Annotated in this window: 17 protein-coding genes; 15 read left to right on the forward strand and 2 right to left on the reverse strand. The window is 73.3% G+C overall.

Annotated features, from left to right (window positions below; translation table 11 throughout):
- Nucleotides 1–22 precede the first annotated feature (22 nt).
- Nucleotides 23–790, reverse strand: coding sequence for a type I methionyl aminopeptidase (gene map, locus ACGFQ9_RS03930; RefSeq protein WP_393570912.1), 768 nt, complete (start codon nucleotides 788–790; stop codon nucleotides 23–25).
- A 76-nt stretch (nucleotides 791–866) separates the two neighbouring features.
- Between map and ACGFQ9_RS03935 the strand changes: the two genes are divergently transcribed.
- From ACGFQ9_RS03935 to ACGFQ9_RS03975, 9 genes are all read left to right on the forward strand, one after another.
- Nucleotides 867–1,130: a helix-turn-helix domain-containing protein gene (locus tag ACGFQ9_RS03935; protein ID WP_393570914.1), complete on the forward strand. Its 264-nt coding sequence runs from the start codon at nucleotides 867–869 to the stop codon at nucleotides 1,128–1,130.
- 171 nt (nucleotides 1,131–1,301) lie between these two features.
- Entirely contained in the window at nucleotides 1,302–1,442 is a 141-nt protein-coding gene (locus ACGFQ9_RS03940) for a hypothetical protein (RefSeq protein WP_393570916.1), read from the forward strand.
- A gap of 43 nt (nucleotides 1,443–1,485) precedes the next feature.
- Nucleotides 1,486–1,866 (forward strand): PPOX class F420-dependent oxidoreductase, encoded by a 381-nt coding sequence (locus ACGFQ9_RS03945; protein WP_393571832.1) that lies wholly within the window; start codon nucleotides 1,486–1,488, stop codon nucleotides 1,864–1,866.
- Between the two features lie 45 nt (nucleotides 1,867–1,911).
- Nucleotides 1,912–3,531 carry a hypothetical protein gene (locus tag ACGFQ9_RS03950; RefSeq protein ID WP_393570918.1) on the forward strand — a complete coding sequence of 540 codons (1,620 nt, stop codon included), beginning with the start codon at nucleotides 1,912–1,914 and terminating at the stop codon, nucleotides 3,529–3,531.
- Between the two features lie 146 nt (nucleotides 3,532–3,677).
- Entirely contained in the window at nucleotides 3,678–4,520 is an 843-nt protein-coding gene (locus tag ACGFQ9_RS03955) for a nitrilase-related carbon-nitrogen hydrolase (RefSeq protein ID WP_393570920.1), read from the forward strand.
- A complete protein-coding gene (locus tag ACGFQ9_RS03960; RefSeq protein ID WP_393570922.1) occupies nucleotides 4,517–5,818 on the forward strand; it encodes an aspartate aminotransferase family protein in 1,302 nt (433 codons plus the stop codon). The genes ACGFQ9_RS03955 and ACGFQ9_RS03960 overlap by 4 nt, the downstream gene beginning before the upstream one ends.
- A gap of 43 nt (nucleotides 5,819–5,861) precedes the next feature.
- Nucleotides 5,862–7,262, forward strand: a complete 1,401-nt coding sequence (gene hydA / locus ACGFQ9_RS03965; RefSeq protein WP_393570924.1) for a dihydropyrimidinase — start codon at nucleotides 5,862–5,864, stop codon at nucleotides 7,260–7,262.
- Nucleotides 7,263–7,287: 25 nt separating this feature from the next.
- Nucleotides 7,288–8,289, forward strand: a complete 1,002-nt coding sequence (locus ACGFQ9_RS03970) for a TIGR03842 family LLM class F420-dependent oxidoreductase (RefSeq protein ID WP_393570926.1) — start codon at nucleotides 7,288–7,290, stop codon at nucleotides 8,287–8,289.
- Nucleotides 8,290–8,449: 160 nt separating this feature from the next.
- Nucleotides 8,450–8,848 (forward strand): hypothetical protein, encoded by a 399-nt coding sequence (locus ACGFQ9_RS03975; RefSeq protein ID WP_393570928.1) that lies wholly within the window; start codon nucleotides 8,450–8,452, stop codon nucleotides 8,846–8,848.
- Between the two features lie 19 nt (nucleotides 8,849–8,867).
- Here the strand turns inward: ACGFQ9_RS03975 and ACGFQ9_RS03980 are convergent, their stop codons facing one another.
- Nucleotides 8,868–11,147: an MMPL family transporter gene (locus tag ACGFQ9_RS03980; RefSeq protein WP_393570930.1), complete on the reverse strand. Its 2,280-nt coding sequence runs from the start codon at nucleotides 11,145–11,147 to the stop codon at nucleotides 8,868–8,870.
- A gap of 175 nt (nucleotides 11,148–11,322) precedes the next feature.
- Here ACGFQ9_RS03980 and ACGFQ9_RS03985 point away from each other — a divergent pair, with 175 nt between their 5' ends.
- The 6 genes from ACGFQ9_RS03985 (at nucleotide 11,323) to ACGFQ9_RS04010 (ending at nucleotide 17,062) form a co-directional block, all read left to right on the forward strand.
- Nucleotides 11,323–12,495: a sensor histidine kinase gene (locus ACGFQ9_RS03985; protein ID WP_393570932.1), complete on the forward strand. Its 1,173-nt coding sequence runs from the start codon at nucleotides 11,323–11,325 to the stop codon at nucleotides 12,493–12,495.
- Nucleotides 12,470–13,132: a response regulator gene (locus ACGFQ9_RS03990; RefSeq protein WP_393570934.1), complete on the forward strand. Its 663-nt coding sequence runs from the start codon at nucleotides 12,470–12,472 to the stop codon at nucleotides 13,130–13,132. The genes ACGFQ9_RS03985 and ACGFQ9_RS03990 overlap by 26 nt, the downstream gene beginning before the upstream one ends.
- Nucleotides 13,133–13,267: 135 nt before the next feature.
- A complete protein-coding gene (locus tag ACGFQ9_RS03995) occupies nucleotides 13,268–14,095 on the forward strand; it encodes an inositol monophosphatase family protein (RefSeq protein WP_393570936.1) in 828 nt (275 codons plus the stop codon).
- 79 nt (nucleotides 14,096–14,174) lie between these two features.
- Nucleotides 14,175–15,593: a phytoene desaturase family protein gene (locus tag ACGFQ9_RS04000; RefSeq protein ID WP_393570938.1), complete on the forward strand. Its 1,419-nt coding sequence runs from the start codon at nucleotides 14,175–14,177 to the stop codon at nucleotides 15,591–15,593.
- Between the two features lie 16 nt (nucleotides 15,594–15,609).
- Nucleotides 15,610–16,122: an O-acetyl-ADP-ribose deacetylase gene (locus ACGFQ9_RS04005; protein WP_393570940.1), complete on the forward strand. Its 513-nt coding sequence runs from the start codon at nucleotides 15,610–15,612 to the stop codon at nucleotides 16,120–16,122.
- A 124-nt stretch (nucleotides 16,123–16,246) separates the two neighbouring features.
- Nucleotides 16,247–17,062 (forward strand): DUF427 domain-containing protein, encoded by an 816-nt coding sequence (locus tag ACGFQ9_RS04010; protein WP_393570942.1) that lies wholly within the window; start codon nucleotides 16,247–16,249, stop codon nucleotides 17,060–17,062.
- Nucleotides 17,063–17,077: the final 15 nt, after the last annotated feature.

Here is a 17,077-nt window from a genome sequence, read left to right on the forward strand (position 1 = left end):
TCATGCCGGGCCCATGCCCGGCTCACGCAGCCGTCAGGACACGCGGACCATCCGGCGTAACGGCCACCGTGTGCTCGGCATGGGCCGCCCGACTGCCGTCGCTCGTGCGCAGCGTCCACCCGTCGCCCGCCGTCAGATAGTCGTCCCCGCCGCCGGCGATCAGCATCGGCTCGATCGCGATCACCATGCCGGGGCGCAGCCGCATGCCGCGCCCCGGCCGGCCCTCGTTGGGCACGCCCGGGTCCTCGTGCATGGAGCGGCCGATGCCGTGGCCGCCGAAGCCGTCGGGCACGCCGTACCCGGCGGCGCGGCAGACCGTCCCGATGGCGTGCGCGATGTCGCCGATCCGGTTGCCGGGCCTGGCCTGTTCGATGCCGGCGGCGAGGGCCGCCTCGGCGGTCGTGATCAGTTTCCGGTCGGCGGGCCGCTCCCGGCCGACGGTGAAGCTGACGGCGGCGTCACCGACCCAGCCGTCCAGCCTCGCCCCGCAGTCGACGCTGACCAGGTCCCCGTCCCGGAGCCGGTAGCCGTCAGGGATTCCGTGCACGATGGCGTCGTTGACGGAGGTGCAGATCACCCCGGGGAACGGCGCCGGAGCGAACGACGGCCGGTAGCCGAGGAAGGGCGAATCCGCCCCCTCCGCGCGCAGCACGTCCCGGGCGACCCGGTCCAGGTCCAGAAGGGACACCCCGACACCCGCGGCGTCCCGTACGGCGGCCAGGGCGCGGGCGACCACCCGGCCGGCGGCCCTCATCTCATCGATCTCGCGTTCGGTCTTCAGCTCCACCATGCCAATAACTATACCGGTATAAGAATCCCGCTCGGGGTATCGCCACCGGGCGGGGGAGCGGTATTAAAATGGGCGCATGGTCCGGACCCCCCTCACCCCCGAAGAGCGCGAGCGCGGCGAGCGGCTGGGCCGTCTGCTGCGGGAGGCGCGCGGCAGCCGCAGCATGGTCGAGGTGGCCGCCTCGGCCGGCCTCTCCGCCGAGACCCTGCGCAAGATCGAGACGGGCCGGGCGCCGACCCCGGCCTTCTTCACCGTCGCCGCCGTCGCGGAGGCGCTCGGGCTGTCCATGGACGACCTGGTCCGACTGTGCACCCCGGTGGCGGCCCCACAGGCCGCCTGACCCTGCGGCCTGCCCGACCCGTGGCCCGGCTCACCCGTGGGCCCGCCCGACCCCGTGGGCCCGCCCGACCCCGTGGGCCCGCCCGACCCCGCGGGCCCTGCGGATCGCGGTGCGCGGCCGATCGGCCCAATCGGCGATCCGGGCACCCCGCCGACGGGCACACCTGAGCGCGTGTCAGCACTGAACGCCGCCAAGCGGCTCGGAATCGCACTCGTCGGTGCCCTCCTCGCGACCGGCCTGCTCGTCGCGGCCGGATCCGCCCCCGACGGGCGGGCCGCGGCCGGCCTCGGCCACGGCCCCGGCCGCCGGTGACCCGCCCGGCCGGAAGGCGTAGGCTCCGGTCATGGCCGGAACCGTGACGCTAGAGGAGCTCGGGCGGAGCCCGTACGTCAGTCTCACCACCTTCCGCCGGGACGGCACCCCCGTGGCCACCCCGGTGTGGGCCGTGTACGACGCGGGCGAGCTGTTCGTCTGGACCCGTTCGGACTCGTGGAAGGTCAAACGGATCCGCAACAACGGGCGGGTCACGCTGACCCCGTGCGACGTGCGCGGCCGGATCGCGCCCGGCGCACCCGTACTCGAGGCCACGGCGCGACTGCTGGACGAGGGCGGGCTGCGACGGGTGCGGAAGCTGATGGCGCGCAAGTACTCCTGGCGGTTCTGGGCGCTGGACCTGCCCGCTGCCGCAGTCCGGCTCGGGAAGCGCCCGCACACCGGGATCGCCGTGAAGGTTTGAGACTCCTGTAGTCCGCCCGTAACACGGGTGCGGTCCAATGCCGTCATGGAGACCGTGACTCCGCACGACGGCGCGCCGGCGATCAGCAGGCTGGCCTCCTGGATCCGTGACGTGACGACCCGTCTCGACCCGGGTTCGGGCTGGTACGGCGAGTTCCTGCGCCGCGACCCGGAGGGCATGCGGGCCTGTCTGGACGGCACCGCGCTGGTGCCCTGGGACGTGCTGGAGTCGCTGCTCCACGACCTGGCGGCGATCCGCGGGCCCGAGGCCGCGGCCGGGGCGGGCCGGTGGGCGGCGGAGCTCCGCCGGGCGGCCACGGCCGAATACGACGGCCGGCCGGGCGGTGCGGAGGAACTCCGGCACCTGCTCGCCGTCGCCGCGGCCCAGCGCTCCTCCTCCGAAGCGGCCCTGCGCACGCTCTCCGCCGGCCTCGCCGCAGCCACCGACCCGGCCGAGACCGACTTCCTCACCCGCGAACTGACCTGGACCCAGGACGACCTGACCCGTGCGGCCTCCCGCTGCACGGACCTGGCCGCCCGCCTCGCATCCGTCACGGAGCAGCGCCCCGCGCCCGCGGCGGCCGCCCCCACACCCGCCGCCGACCGGCCCCGGAAGCCCGGAGTGCCGGCCCGGCCCCCGGCCCCGGAGGGAACGACTCACCCCGCGCCGCACCGCCCCGTCTCCCCGGTACGGCCGGCGGAGGGACAGGCGTCCGGCACGGCCGGTACGGGTGCCGCCGGAGGGCCCGCCGAGGCGGCTGCCGCGCGGCGGTGGCTGCGCGGGTCCGGGCGGCGTACGGGCGGGGCGCGGTACGCCGGGGCCGAGGGCGGCGGGCCGGCCGTGCTGCCGGACCTCGGCGGAGCCTTAGCGGGCGGAGCCTCCCCTCGCGGCGCCCGCTTCGGCCCCCCGGCGGACCGGACCCCCTCCGCGGCCGACACCCCGCCGGCCCCACCTCCCGCGGAGACCCCCGAGCCCGCACGGCAACCCGCTGCCGCGCCCGCGGATGCCTGGTCCGCCGCCCCCGCGCCCGGGACGGGGCACTGGCAGAGCGTCGTACCGGCGGGCCGCCCCGGGCCCGGGGCCCCTTCCGCCGGGGAGCCCGGGCCGGCGCCGGGGGACGGTTCCGGGGCGGGGCCCGCCGTGCCGCAGTTCGTGGCGGAGCTCATCGCGCTGCGCGGGCAGGGCCGTTCCGGCGAGGCGCACGTACTGCTGTGCGAGGCGGCCGCATGGCCCGCCGAGGCGCTCCCCGGGCTCGCCCGGGAGCTGGAGCGCGCCGGGCTCGGAGCGGACTGGGCCACGCTGCTGTGGGAGGCGGCGGCGAGCCTGCCGCCCGACCGGCTGGCCGCCGCCGCGGCCGCGCTCGGCACGGCGGGCCTTGACACCGACCGCGGCCGGCTGCTCCGCCAGGGCGTCACCCGCCCCGCCGCCGAGATCGCCGAGGCGGCCCTCGCCCTGGACGCGGCCGGCCGCCGCGCCGAGGCCGACATGCTGCTCTCCGCCTTCGTCCGGGTCCGCAGCCCCGAGGACGCCGCCCGGCTGGCCCGCCGCGACCCCCACGCGCTCGCCCCGCGGCTGCTCGACGCCGCCGGCCGGGTCTCCGCCGCCTGCCGGCACGGCCTGGTCCACGCCCTGCGCGTGGCGGGCGTAAAAGCCGATCGCGGATGACCTGAAACGACCGCAACCGACCTTTCTCGGAACGGACTTGATCGACTGCTCCGACCGTGCGCGGTGGTCTTGCCCCGAAGTGTGCCGAGGCTTACGGTCTCGTACCTACGCACACCGTCTACGTGCGTAGAGGCGAGGAGCAGCTCATGGCCCACATCGTCCGCGCCGCGCTGGTCCAGGCCACCTGGACCGGCGACACCGACTCGATGATCGCCAAGCACGAGGAGCACGCCCGCCGGGCCGCGGCCCAGGGCGCGCAGATCATCGGCTTCCAAGAGGTCTTCAACGCGCCCTACTTCTGCCAGGTCCAGGAGCCGGAGCACTACCGCTGGGCGGAGCCCGTCCCCGACGGCCCCACCGTCCGCCGCATGCAGGACCTCGCCCGCGAGACCGGCATGGTGATCGTCGTACCGGTCTTCGAGGTGGAGAGCTCCGGCTTCTACTACAACACCGCCGCCGTCATCGACGCCGACGGCAGCTACCTCGGCAAGTACCGCAAGCACCACATCCCCCAGGTCAAGGGGTTCTGGGAGAAGTACTACTTCCGCCCCGGCAACCTCGGCTGGCCGGTCTTCGACACCGCCGTCGGCAAGGTCGGCGTGTACATCTGCTACGACCGGCACTTCCCGGAGGGCTGGCGCCAGCTCGGCCTGGCCGGTGCCCAACTGGTCTACAACCCCTCCGCGACCCACCGCGGCCTCTCCGCCCACCTCTGGCAGCTGGAACAGCCCGCCGCGGCCGTCGCCAACGAGTACTTCATCGCCGCCATCAACCGCGTCGGCCGCGAGGAGTACGGCGACAACGACTTCTACGGCACCAGCTACTTCGTCGACCCGCGCGGCCAGTTCGTCGGTGAGACCGCCGGCGACAAGGAGGAGGAACTCCTCGTCCGCGACCTGGACTTCGACCTCATCGAACAGGTCCGCACCCAGTGGGCCTTCTACCGCGACCGCCGCCCCGACGCCTACGGAGGGCTCGTACAGCCGTGACCCACCCGAACAACGCCACCGCCCTGCACTCCCGCCACCAGGCCGTCCTGCCGGACTGGCTGGCCCTGTACTACCAGCGGCCCCTGGAGATCACCCACGGCGAGGGCCGACACGTCTGGGACGCCGACGGCAACCGCTACCTCGACTTCTTCGGCGGCATCCTCACCACCATGACCGCCCACGCCCTCCCCGAGGTCACCAAGGCCGTCGCCGACCAGGCCGGGCGCATCATCCACTCCTCCACCCTCTACCTCAACCGCCCCATGGTGGAGCTCGCCGAACGGGTCGCGGCCCTCTCCGGCATCCCCGACGCCCGGGTCTTCTTCACCACCTCCGGCACCGAGGCCAACGACACCGCCCTGTTGCTCGCCACCGCCCACCGCCGCTCCAACCAGATCCTGGCGATGCGCAACAGCTACCACGGCCGTTCCTTCTCCACCGTCGGCATCACCGGCAACCGAGGCTGGTCCCCGACCAGCCTCTCCCCGCTCCAGACGTACTACGTGCACGGCGCCGTCCGCGGCCGCGGCCCCTTCGCCGCCCTCGACGACGCGGCCTTCACCGCCGCCGCCGTGGCCGACCTGGAGGACGTACTCGGCCAGACCCGCGGGGGAGTGGCCGCCCTGATCGCCGAACCCGTCCAGGGCGTCGGCGGGTTCACCTCCCCGCCCGACGGCCTCTACGGCGCCTTCCGCGAGGTGCTCGACCGCCACGGCATCCTCTGGATCAGCGACGAGGTGCAGACCGGCTGGGGCCGTACCGGCGACCACTTCTGGGGCTGGCAGGCCCACGCGCAGAACGGCCCGCCGGACATCCTCACCTTCGCCAAGGGCATCGGCAACGGCATGTCCATCGGCGGGGTCGTCGCCCGCGCCGAGATCATGAACTGCCTCGACGCCAACTCCATCTCCACCTTCGGCGGTTCCCCCGTCACCATGGCGGCCGGCCTGGCCAACCTCGGCTACCTGCTGGAACACGACCTCCAGGGGAACGCCCGCCGCGTCGGCGGCCTGCTGCTCGAACGCCTGCGCGCCATCGGCGCGGGCATCCCCGCCGTCCGCGAGGTCCGCGGCCGCGGCCTGATGGCCGGCATCGAACTCGCCCGGCCGGGCACCGACCAGGCCGACCCCGAAGCGGCCGCCGCCGTCCTGGAGGCGACCCGCGAACGCGGTCTGCTCATCGGCAAGGGCGGCGGCCACAACACCAGCGTGCTGCGCATCGCCCCGCCGCTCTCCCTCACCGTCGCCGAGGCGGAGGAAGGCGCCGGGATCATCGAAGCGGCGCTGCGCACCCTGTGAACACCCGGTTGAACACCCGCAGCCTCCAGCAGAGGGGGGAACCGTGACCACCCGCACCCTGATCCGCGGCGGCCTCGTCATCACCGCCGCGGACGAACTCCACGCGGACGTCCTCATCGAGGACGGCCGGGTCGCCGCCCTGGCCGCCACCGGCTCGGCGGCTGCCGGGAGCTGGACGGCCGACCGTACGATCGACGCCACGGGGAAGTACGTCATCCCCGGCGGGGTCGACGTCCACACCCACATGGAGCTGCCCTTCGGCGGCACCTTCGCCTCCGACACCTTCGAGACCGGGACCCGGGCCGCCGCCTGGGGCGGCACCACCACCATCGTGGACTTCGCCGTCCAGAGCGTCGGACGGTCCCTGCGCGAAGGACTCGACGCCTGGTACGCCAAGGCCGACGGCAACTGCGCCGTCGACTACGGCTTCCACATGATCCTCTCCGACGTCAACGAGCACACCCTGAAGGAGATGGACCTCCTCGTCGAGGAGGGCGTCAGCTCCTTCAAGCTGTTCATGGCCTACCCCGGGGTCTTCTACAGCGACGACGGGCAGATCCTGCGCGCCATGCAGCGCGGCGCCGCCAACGGCGGACTGATCATGATGCACGCGGAGAACGGCATCGCCATCGACGTCCTCGTCGAGCAGGCCCTGGCCCGCGGCGAAACCGACCCCCGCCACCACGGCGAGGTCCGCAAGGTGCTGCTGGAGGCCGAGGCCACCCACCGGGCCATCCAGCTCGCCCGGGTGGCCGGCTCCCCGCTCTACGTGGTCCACGTCTCGGCGGAGGAGGCCGTCGCCGAGCTCGCGGCAGCCCGGGACAAGGGACTGCCCGTCTTCGGGGAGACCTGCCCGCAGTACCTCTTCCTCTCCACCGACAACCTCGCCGAACCCGACTTCCAGGGCGCCAAGTACGTCTGCTCCACCCCGCTGCGGCCCCGGGAGCACCAGGCGGCGCTGTGGCGGGGCCTGCGCACGAACGACCTCCAGGTGGTCTCCACCGACCACTGCCCGTTCTGCTTCCGCGGGCAGAAGGAACTCGGCCGCGGGGACTTCTCCAAGATCCCCAACGGCCTCCCGGGTGTGGAGAACCGCATGGACCTCCTCCACCAGGCCGTGGTCGACGGTCACATCAGCCGGCGCCGCTGGATCGAGATCGCCTGCGCGACCCCGGCCCGGATGTTCGGCATGTACCCCCGGAAGGGCACCATCGCGCCGGGCTCCGACGCCGACATCGTGCTCTACGACCCGCACGCCGAGCAGGTCATCTCCGCCGAGACCCACCACATGAACGTGGACTACTCGGCGTACGAGGGCAGGCGGATCACCGGACGCGTCGAGACCGTGCTCTCCCGCGGCGAACCCGTCGTCGACGCCCGGCAGTACACCGGCCGGGCCGGACACGGCACGTTCGTCCACCGCTCCACCTGCCAATACCTGTAAGGCTGCACCGTCCTAAGGAACCGGCATGGACTTCGGTCTCGTCCTGCAAACCGACCCGCCCGCATCCCAGGTCATCAGCCTGATGAAGCGCGCGGAACGCAACGGCTTCCGCTACGGCTGGACCTTCGACTCCGCCGTGCTGTGGCAGGAACCCTTCGTCATCTACAGCCAGATCCTGGCCAACACGCAGAAGCTGCACGTCGGCCCGATGGTGACCAACCCGGGCACCCGCACCTGGGAGGTCACCGCCTCCACCTTCGCCACCCTCAACGACATGTACGGCAACCGCACCGTCTGCGGGATCGGCCGCGGCGACTCCGCGATGCGCGTCGCCGGCCGGGCCCCCAACACCCTGGCCCGCCTCGGCGAGGCCATCGGCGTCATCCGCGACCTCGCCGAGGGCCGTCAGGCGGTGGTGGACGGCAACCCGATCCGCATCCCCTGGATCAAGGAGGGGAAGCTGCCCGTCTGGATGGCCGCCTACGGGCCGAAGGCCCTGGCCCTGGCGGGAGAGAAGGCCGACGGGTTCATCCTCCAGCTCGCCGACGTCTACCTCACCGAATGGATGGTGCGGGCGGTCCGCGACGCCGCCGCCAAGGCCGGCCGTGACCCGGACGCGATCACCATCTGCGTGGCCGCCCCGGCGTACGTCGGGGACGACCTCGCACACGCCCGCGACCAGTGCCGCTGGTTCGGCGGCATGGTCGGCAACCACGTCGCCGACCTCGTCTCCCGCTACGGCGAGCATTCCTCGATGGTTCCGGACGAGCTCACCGAGTACGTCAAGGCCCGCCAGGGCTACGACTACAGCCACCACGGGCGGGCCGGGAACCCGTCCACCGACTTCGTCCCGGACGAGATCGTCGACCGGTTCTGCCTGCTCGGCCCGCCGGAGGCGCACATCGAGAAGCTCCGCGCCCTGCGCGCCCTCGGAGTCGACCAGTTCGCCGTCTACGACATGCACGACGCGAGGGAGGCCACCATCGACGCGTACGGGCAGCACGTCATCCCCGCCCTGCGCGACTGACCGACGTCGCCCGCCCGCCGGGAGGCCTCCGCCCGCCTGGAGGCTTCCGTCCCGCCGGAGTGATCTCCGTGCACCGAACGGCCCCCGTGCGCGCGGGTTGTGTGCGAGGCTCTCCCCGGTGCCGCCCGCCACGGTGACGCGGGCGCCGGAGGGGGCAGGAATGCTGGTGACCATCGGGGTCGCGGATCCCGAAGAGGCCGACGTGCTGCGGGACTTCTACCGGTGGCTGCAACAGGAGGAAGTCCCGCCCGGCGAGGTCCGCCTCGTCGGCGAGCGCACCCCCGGGGCCATGGGAGGCGGCCTGGAGGTCGTCAACGTGGCGCTGACCCACTCCCTGTCCCTGGCCAACCTCGCGCTCGTCTACGCCGGCTGGCGCCGCGCCCGCCGGCCCCGCGGCGCGCTCACCTTCACCCGGGCTTCCGACGGCCTGTCGGTGACCGTGGAGGAGGGCTCGGAGGAAGCCGTACGGGTGACCCTCCAGGCCCTGGCCGACGTCGACCGGGACGGGGACCGCGACGGGAGCGGGAACAGGGGAAGGGTCGCGCCGGGGGCGGCCTAGGACGCGTATCGGAGTTGAGTCAACGGTCAACCAGCCGTGGACGAGGGGTCTCACCCGTGGATTCCGCGTCGGCGTCGTCGGTGTCGTCGGTGCCGACCGGGCCGCGGGGAAGCATCCGGTCCAGCCACTTCGGCAGCCACCAGTTGGTCCGGCCGAGGAGTGTCATGGTCGCCGGTACCAGCACCATGCGTACGACCGTGGCGTCGATGAAGATCGCGGTGGCCAGGCCGAGCCCGAACATCTTGGTGGAGGGGTCCTCGGCGACGGCGAAGGACAGGAAGACCGCCACCATGATGAGGGCGGCCGAGGTGATGATCCGGGCGGTGCGTGAGACGCCCTCGACGATCGCCGTGCCGTTGTCGCCGGTGCGCAGGTACTCCTCGCGTACGCGGGAGAGGAGGAACACCTCGTAGTCCATCGACAGGCCGAACAGGATGGCGAAGAGGAACATCGGGATGAACGACACGATCGGAACCGTCGCTTCCAGCCCGATGAGTGCGCCTCCCCAGCCCCACTGGAAGACCGCGACCATGATGCCGTAGGCCGCGCCGATGCTCAGCAGGTTCAGCAGTACCGCCTTGAGCGGTACGAGTACCGAGCGGAAGACCAGCATCAGCAGCAGGAACGACATCGCCAGCACGGCGGCGACGAACGCCGGCAGACGCTGGCTGGTGCGTTGGCCCACATCGGACAGGCTCGCGGCGGCGCCGCCGACGTGGGCCCTGGCCGGGCCGTGCCCGACCGCCGTGGGCAGCACGTCGGTGCGCAGCCGGGCGATGGTGTCGGCCGTGGCCTTGTCCTGAGGGCTGGTGGTCGGGAACACCACGAGGGTCGCGATGCCGGTGGCCTGATCGATGTGCGTCGGCGCGACGGATGCGATGCCCGGATCCGCCGCGACCGTTGCGGCGAGTCGGTCCAGCACTCCCGGATCACCGGCGGGGGCCACGGCGATGACGAGGGGACCGTTGGTGCCCGGGCCGAACCCCTCGGCGACGAGGTCGTAGGCCCGGCGCTCGGTACGGCTGTGGGGCAGTGAGCCGTCGTCGGGCAGGCCGACGCGCAGGCCGAGCACGGGCAGCGTCGCGGTCAGCAGCAGCCCCGCCGCGCCGATCGCGTACAGCACCGGGTGCCGGCTGACGTGCCCGATCCAGCGCCGCCAACCGGCCGCGGGAGCGGCGCCCGCCACCGTGTCCCGCCGCCGTGCGAGTCGGCCCGGCTTCCCGGTCTGCAGAGCCCGGCCGATCCGGCCGGCCCGGGCCAGGCGCGGGCCGGCGGCGCCGAGGAAGGCCGGCAGCAGCGTCACCGAGGCGAGCACCATCGTCAGGACGACGATCGAGACGGCAACCCCGCCCACCGTCATGAACGGCACGTTCGCGACCGCCAGGCCGAGGATCGACACGACGACGACTACGCCGGCGAAGACCACGGGCCTCCCCGCCGTGGCCACCGCTCGCCCCGCCGCCTCGCGGGGATCGAGCCCGCGCGCGAGGTACTCCCGGTGCCTGGCGAGCACGAACAGCGCGTAGTCGATGCCCACTCCGAGCCCGACCATGCTGCCCAGGACGGGGGCGAAGGCCGGGACGTCCGTCACCCCCGCCAGTACCGTCATCGTGGCAACTCCGATGGTCAGCCCGAAGACCGCCATGCCGATCGGCAGCGCGGCGGCGACGAGCGAACCGAACGCCAGGAACAGGATCGCGGCCGCGGCGAGGATGCCGATCAGCTCGCTCACGCCGCCGTCGGGGTCGGAGAAGGCGTAGAAGAGGCTCCCGCCCATCTCGATGCGCAGGGGCAGTTCGGCGCGCAGCCGGTCGCCGAGATCGACGAGGGCGTCGAGGTCTTCGGCCGACAGCCGGCTCTGGTCGGGATACTGCACCCGGACGACTGCGATCCGCCCGTCGGCCGAGACAAGGCCGCCGCGCACGGCGGTGTCCCCGCGTGCGTCGAGTGCCCCCGCCGGGTCGCTCGTGCCGAGCACGTGCGGCAGCCGCTTCACCTCGGTCTGCAGCCGCGTGAGAGCGGTGCGCGCGCTGCCGTGGTCGAAGAACGTCGCACCGCCGTCGAGGGGGGTGACGACCACTTGGGCGGTCATCCCCTCCTGGCCGGTGCCGGCCCGCTCGATCAGTTCCGCGGCCCGTTGGGAGTCCAGCCCCGGAGCGGTCATCGAGTCCGCGGTCCGCCCGCCGAAGGCGATCGCGGCGAGGACGGCAAGCGTGGCGGCGATCAGCCATGCCGCGATCACCCGCCAGGGATGGCGGGCGGCGCTTGCGCCCAGGCGCAACAGGGCTTTCGAGAGCATCGGGTCCTCCAACCACCTCGCCGGCCGTCCTTGTACGGCCGCCGATGTCGAGGCTCGTCGCCACGGCGCTCTGCGGCATCGGCTCGCGGGCCGCGGATCCGTCGGCCCCGGGGCGGAGTGACGAACCGTCCTTTCGGCCGATGCGCGGCACGCCGCGGTCCCTAGGCTGAGAACCGTGCTCCGAGACGACCTGCGAACCCTGTGGACCGAAGCCCGTCCGCCCGACGCGCCCGCCCGGGTGCGGCGGGACTGGGCGCTGCTCGCCGCGAGCCTTGCCGGTGTGGCGCTGGAGGCCACCCTGCGCGAGAACGTCGTGTGGCGGCCGGTGGCGGTGGTGTTCGCCGTATGGCTGTGCCTGCTGCCCCTGTGGCGCCGGACCCGCCCGCTGGCGACGGTGACGCTGGCATTCGGCTCGGTGATCCTGCTTCAGGTGGCCTCGCTCGTCGCCGCTGCGCGCGAGCCCGTCGGCCTGTACACCGGCGCGCTCGTGCTCGTGCTGGTGTACGCGCTGCCCCGGTGGGGATCGGGACGCGAGATCGTGCTGGGCGGCGCGGTGATCCTCGTGGCCGGCGCGCTGTGTTCCGTCACGGACGAGACCCCGTTCGTCGAGAACCTCGTGGGCTTCGCCTTCCTGCTGCTGCCCGGCGTGGTCGGGGCTGCCGTGCGGTTCCGGGTGACCGCTCGCGAGCGGCAGTTGGAGCAGGTGCGCTCCCGCGAGCGCGAGCAGCTCGCCCGGGAACTGCACGACACGGTGGCCCACCACGTGTCGGCCATGGTGATCATCGCCCAGGCGGGCCGGGTGCTCGCGGGCGCCGACCCGTCCGCCGCCGTCGAGGCACTGGAGGGGGTCGAGGAGGAAGGGGCGCGCACGCTGGAGGAAATGCGCGCCATGGTCGCCACGCTGCGCGACCGGGGGGTCGGCGCCGAGCTGGCGCCCCCTGCCGGAGTCGCGGATCTGGAGCGCCTGGTGCGCACCCCGGGTGGTCGCCTCAGGGTCGACCTGGGGCTCGACGGCGAACTGGAGGCGCTGCCCCCGGCCGTGGACGCGGCCGTCTACCGGATCGTGCAGGAGTCGGTGACCAACGCGCTGCGCCATGCGGTCGACGCGACCGAGCTCGTCGTGCGGGTCGCCGCGGAACGGCACACGGTACGGGTGAGCGTGCGCGACAACGGCCGGCGCACCGGCCGGGGTCGCGACGGATACGGACTTACCGGACTGCGCGAGCGTGCGACCCTGCTCGGCGGCACACTACGAGCCGGCCCGGTTACCGACCGGGGCTGGCATGTCGAAGCCGAACTGCCGAGAGCGAGGAGCGAGAGCGGTGTCCATTCGCGTCCTCGTCGCTGACGACCAGACGATCATCCGCACCGGGTTGCGGATCATACTGAACGCCCAGCCCGGCATCGAGGTGGTCGGCGAGGCCGCCGACGGGCGGGAAGCGGTACGTCTGGCCCGCGAACTACGCCCCGACGTCTGCCTGTTCGACATCCGCATGCCCGTACTCGACGGACTCGAGGCCACCCGGCTGATCGCCGGCCCGGGCGTCACCGACCCGCTGGCCGTGGTCGTCATCACCACGTTCGACCTCGACGAGTACGTCTACGGCTCACTGCGTGCCGGCGCCCGCGGATTCCTCCTCAAGGACACGGGACCGGACCTTCTGGCCCAGGCCGTACGGTCGGCGTCCGACGGTGAGGCGCTCATCGCGCCCAGCGTCACCGTCCGTCTGCTCCAGGCATTCGCAGACCTGCCCGCCGGCCGGCCCGTGGCCCAGCCGGTCTCCCCCGTCACCGCCCGCGAGGAGCAGGTGCTCCTTGCCGTCGCCCGCGGGCTGACCAACACCGAGATCGCCGATGCACTGCACATCAGCCTCAGCACGGTGAAGACGCATCTGGCCAGCCTGATGGCCAAACTCGGCGCCCGCAACCGCGTCGAGATCGCGATGTGGGCCTACGAAACGCGCCGCATCCTCCCCGGAACCTGAGCCGGGTGCCGGGCCCTGTCCCATGAGTCCCCGCCCGGACATGATGGCCGGCCCGAGGCCTGAAGGTGACGGTCTTCACCCCCCGTCCACCCGGGCCGGTGGGGAATGTCGGCCCGGCATGGTGAGATGGACGGCATGATCGATGAGTTTCTGGCACACCAGCTGTCCGATGTCGAGGAGGCCGTCCGCGAGGCCGCGGCGGTCGAGATCATGCCGAGGTTCCGGCAGCTCGCCGAGCACGAGGTGGACGAGAAGAGCGGTCCCCACGACCTGGTGACCATCGCCGACCGCAGTGCCGAGGAACACCTCACGGCCTCCCTCACCAAGCTGCTGCCCGGCTCGGTGGTGGTCGGCGAGGAGGCCGTGCACGCCGACCCCGCCGTCTACGGGGCCCTGCGCGAGGACGCCCCCGTATGGATCGTGGACCCGGTCGACGGCACCCGCCAGTTCGTGAACGGGGAGCCGGCCTTCTGCACCCTGGTGGCGCTCGCGCAGCGCGGCGAGATCCTCGCCTCCTGGACGTACGCGCCCGCGCTGGAGGTCATGGCCACGGCTGTGCGCGGGCAGGGGGCGTACGTGAACGGGGAGGCCATCCGCAGCGGATCCCCCGAGCCGGGCGCCGAGTTGCGGGTCGCCATGGCGCACCCCCTCTACACCAGCGAACATGACAAGAACGTGCTGTCCCGGCTGGACGTCCCCGGAGTGGCCGCCCGGCCCTGCGGCTCGGCCGGTCTGGAGTACCTGAGGGTGGCCCGCGGCGAGGTCGACGCACTGGCCTTCACCTGGCCCTCGGCCTGGGACCACGCGGCCGGACTGCTGCTGGTCGCCGAGGCGGGCGGGGCCCAGACCACGGTGGCGGACGAGCCCTTCCGGGTCGACCGGGACAACGCCCTGCCGTTCAGCGTGGCCCGGGACGAGCCCACCGCGCGGCGCATCATCGGCCTGCTTCGGGGCGAGCGGTAATACCCTGCGGTATGCACCGCGGCCATACCCTGGAGGGCCGGTTCGGCCGCGCAGCCGAAGGAGACGAAGGAGGCGCAAGGTGCCGTCGATTCTCGATGCAGTCGTCGTGGGGGCGGGGCCCAACGGGCTGACGGCCGCCGTCGAACTGGCCCGGCGGGGCTTCTCGGTACAGGTCTTCGAGGCCGCCGACACCGTCGGCGGCGGCGCCCGTACGCAGGAACTGACCCTGCCGGGCTTCCGCCATGACCCCTGTTCGGCGGTGCACCCCCTCGGCATCGGCTCGCCCGTCTTCTCCACCATGCCGCTCGGCCGGTACGGCCTGGAGTGGCTGCACCCGCCGCTGCCCATGGCGCACCCCTTCGACGACGGCACGGCCGCGGTGCTGTCCCGTTCCGTCGCCGAGACCGCGGCCTCGTTCGGGCCGCGCGACGCCGGGGTCTACCGCCGCCTCGTGGCCCCCTTCCACGGCCGGTGGGACACCCTGGTCAGGGACTTCATGTCGCTGCCGTCCACCGCCCTGCCCCGGGACCCGGTCACCCTCGCCCGGTTCGGGCTGGCCGGTCTGCCGCCCGCCACCTGGCTGCTGAACCGCTTCCACGAGGACCGGGCCCGCTCCCTCTTCGCCGGGCTCGTCGCCCACGTCATCAGCCCGCTCGGCGGTATCGCCACCGGCGCCGTCGGCCTGGTCTTCGCCCTGGCCGCGCACGCCAACGGCTGGCCGATGCCGCGCGGCGGATCGCAGGCCGTCCCCGACGCCCTGACGGCCTACCTGAAGGACCTCGGAGGCATCGTCCACACCGGCTTCGAGGTCAAACGTCTGGATGACCTCCCGCCGGCCCGCGCCTACGTCTTCGACACCTCGCCCACCGCGCTGGCCAGGATCGCCGGGCTCGGACAGGCGTACCGCGGCTACCGGTACGGCGCCGCCGCCTTCAAGATCGACTACGCCCTGTCCGGTCCCGTCCCGTGGACCGCCACCGAGGCGCGCCGGGCCGGCACCGTGCAGATCGGCCCGCACACCCGGGACATCGACGCCGCCCTGCAGCTCGCGACCTCCGGCCGCGCCCCCCGCAACCCCTTCCTGATCACCGCCCAGCCCAGCCTGGTCGACCCCTCGCGGGCCCCCGAGGGCAAGCACGTCTTCTGGGCGTACGGCCACGTCCCGCACGGCTGGGACGGGGACCTCACCGAGGCGATCGAACGCCAGCTGGAGCGCTTCGCCCCCGGATTCCGCGACCTGGTGCTGGCCCGGGCCACCGCCGGCCCGCCCGAACTCGCGGCCCGCAACCCCAACTACGTCGGCGGCGACATCGCCTGCGGCGCCGCCTCCGGCCTCCAGCTCCTGCTGCGCCCGAAGCTCACCGCGTTCCCGTACGCGACGGCACACCCGGCCGTGTTCATCTGCTCCTCCGCCACCCCGCCGGGCCCCGGAGTGCACGGTATGTCGGGGCACAATGCGGCCAAGGCCGTCTGGCGCCGGCTCAGGTCGGCGCGCTGAACCGAAGGAGACCCCGATGGTCCGGATCACCCTCGTCCAGGGGGACATCACCGAGCAGCAGGCGGACGCGATCGTCAACGCCGCCAACTCCTCCCTCCTCGGTGGCGGCGGGGTCGACGGGGCCATCCACCGCCGCGGCGGCCCGGAGATCCTGGAGGCGTGCCGGGCCCTGCGCGCCTCGCAGTACGGCAAGGGCCTGCCCACCGGCCAGGCCGTCGCCACCACGGCCGGCCGGCTGCACGCCGACCACGTGATCCATACCGTCGGGCCGGTCTGGTCCCGCGAGGAGGACCGCAGTGCGCTCCTCGCCTCCTGCTACCGCGAATCGCTCCGCGTCGCCGCAGATCTGGGCGCCCGGTCGGTCGCCTTCCCCGCCATCTCCACCGGCATCTACGGCTGGCCGATGGACGACGGAGCCCGCATCGCCGTCGAAACGGTCCGCACGGCCTCCGCCGCTCCGGTGGCGGAGGTCCGCTTCGTGCTCTTCGACGACACGGCCTACGAGGCGTTCTCCCGCCAGGTCGCCTGACCGCCGCCCCATCCGTTCCCTCCCCGTCGACTTCCTCCGCATCCGTTTCCTCCGCTCCGGCCGAAGAGGAGATGAGCGGGGAACGGACCGGGCGGGGCGGGGCAGGGCGGGGCGAGGAGGACGGATGACGGACCGCAGCCGGTGGGAGCCGGCGCCCGACGGCGGGAAGCCGGAGAGACGCACCTGCACCCACCTCGACCTGCCGGCGGACCCGGCCGACGCGCTCCGCACGCCCGCCGATGCCTGCCGGCCGTGCCTGCTCCGCGGCTGGAGCTGGGTGCGGCTGCGCCGGTGCCTGACGTGCGGGCACATCGGCTGCTGCGACAGCTCGCGCGGCCGTCACGCGTACGCCCACCACGTGTCGAGCGGCCATCCCGTCGTGGTCTCGCTCGCCCCCGACGAGGACTGGGCCTGGTGCTACCCGGACGGAACCTTCCTGGTCCGGACGGGCCAAGAGGAGGGCCCGCAGGCAGTGGAATCGGTGTGGGACTACCCGCGCCCGCCCCGGATCGACCCCGATACCCGGCACGTGGTGGTGCGGCACGGGGGAGTGGTCCTCGCCGACTCCCGCCGCTGCCTGCGGGTGCTGGAGACCAGCCATCCGCCGGGGTTCTACGTTCCGCGCGCGGACGTGCGCACCGGGCTCCTGTCCCCGTCGCGGCACCGCACCGTCTGCGAGTGGAAGGGCACGGCCACCTACTGGGACCTGAGGGGGTCCCCCGGCCGTCCACCCGTGCCCGGGGCCGCGTGGAGCTATGAGGCACCGGCCCCCGGCTACGAGCCGATCGCCGGCCACCTCGCCTTCCACCCCGATCGTGTGGACGCGTGCACGGTCGACGGAGAGCCGGTCAGGGCACAGCCGGGAGGCTTCTACGGTGGCTGGATCACCGGGGAGATCACCGGGCCGTTCAAGGGCGCGCCCGGGACCTCCGGCTGGTGACGGGGGCGCGTCACG

Source organism: Streptomyces sp. NPDC048603 (assembly GCF_043199475.1).
Taxonomy (GTDB): Bacteria; Actinomycetota; Actinomycetes; order Streptomycetales; family Streptomycetaceae; genus Streptomyces.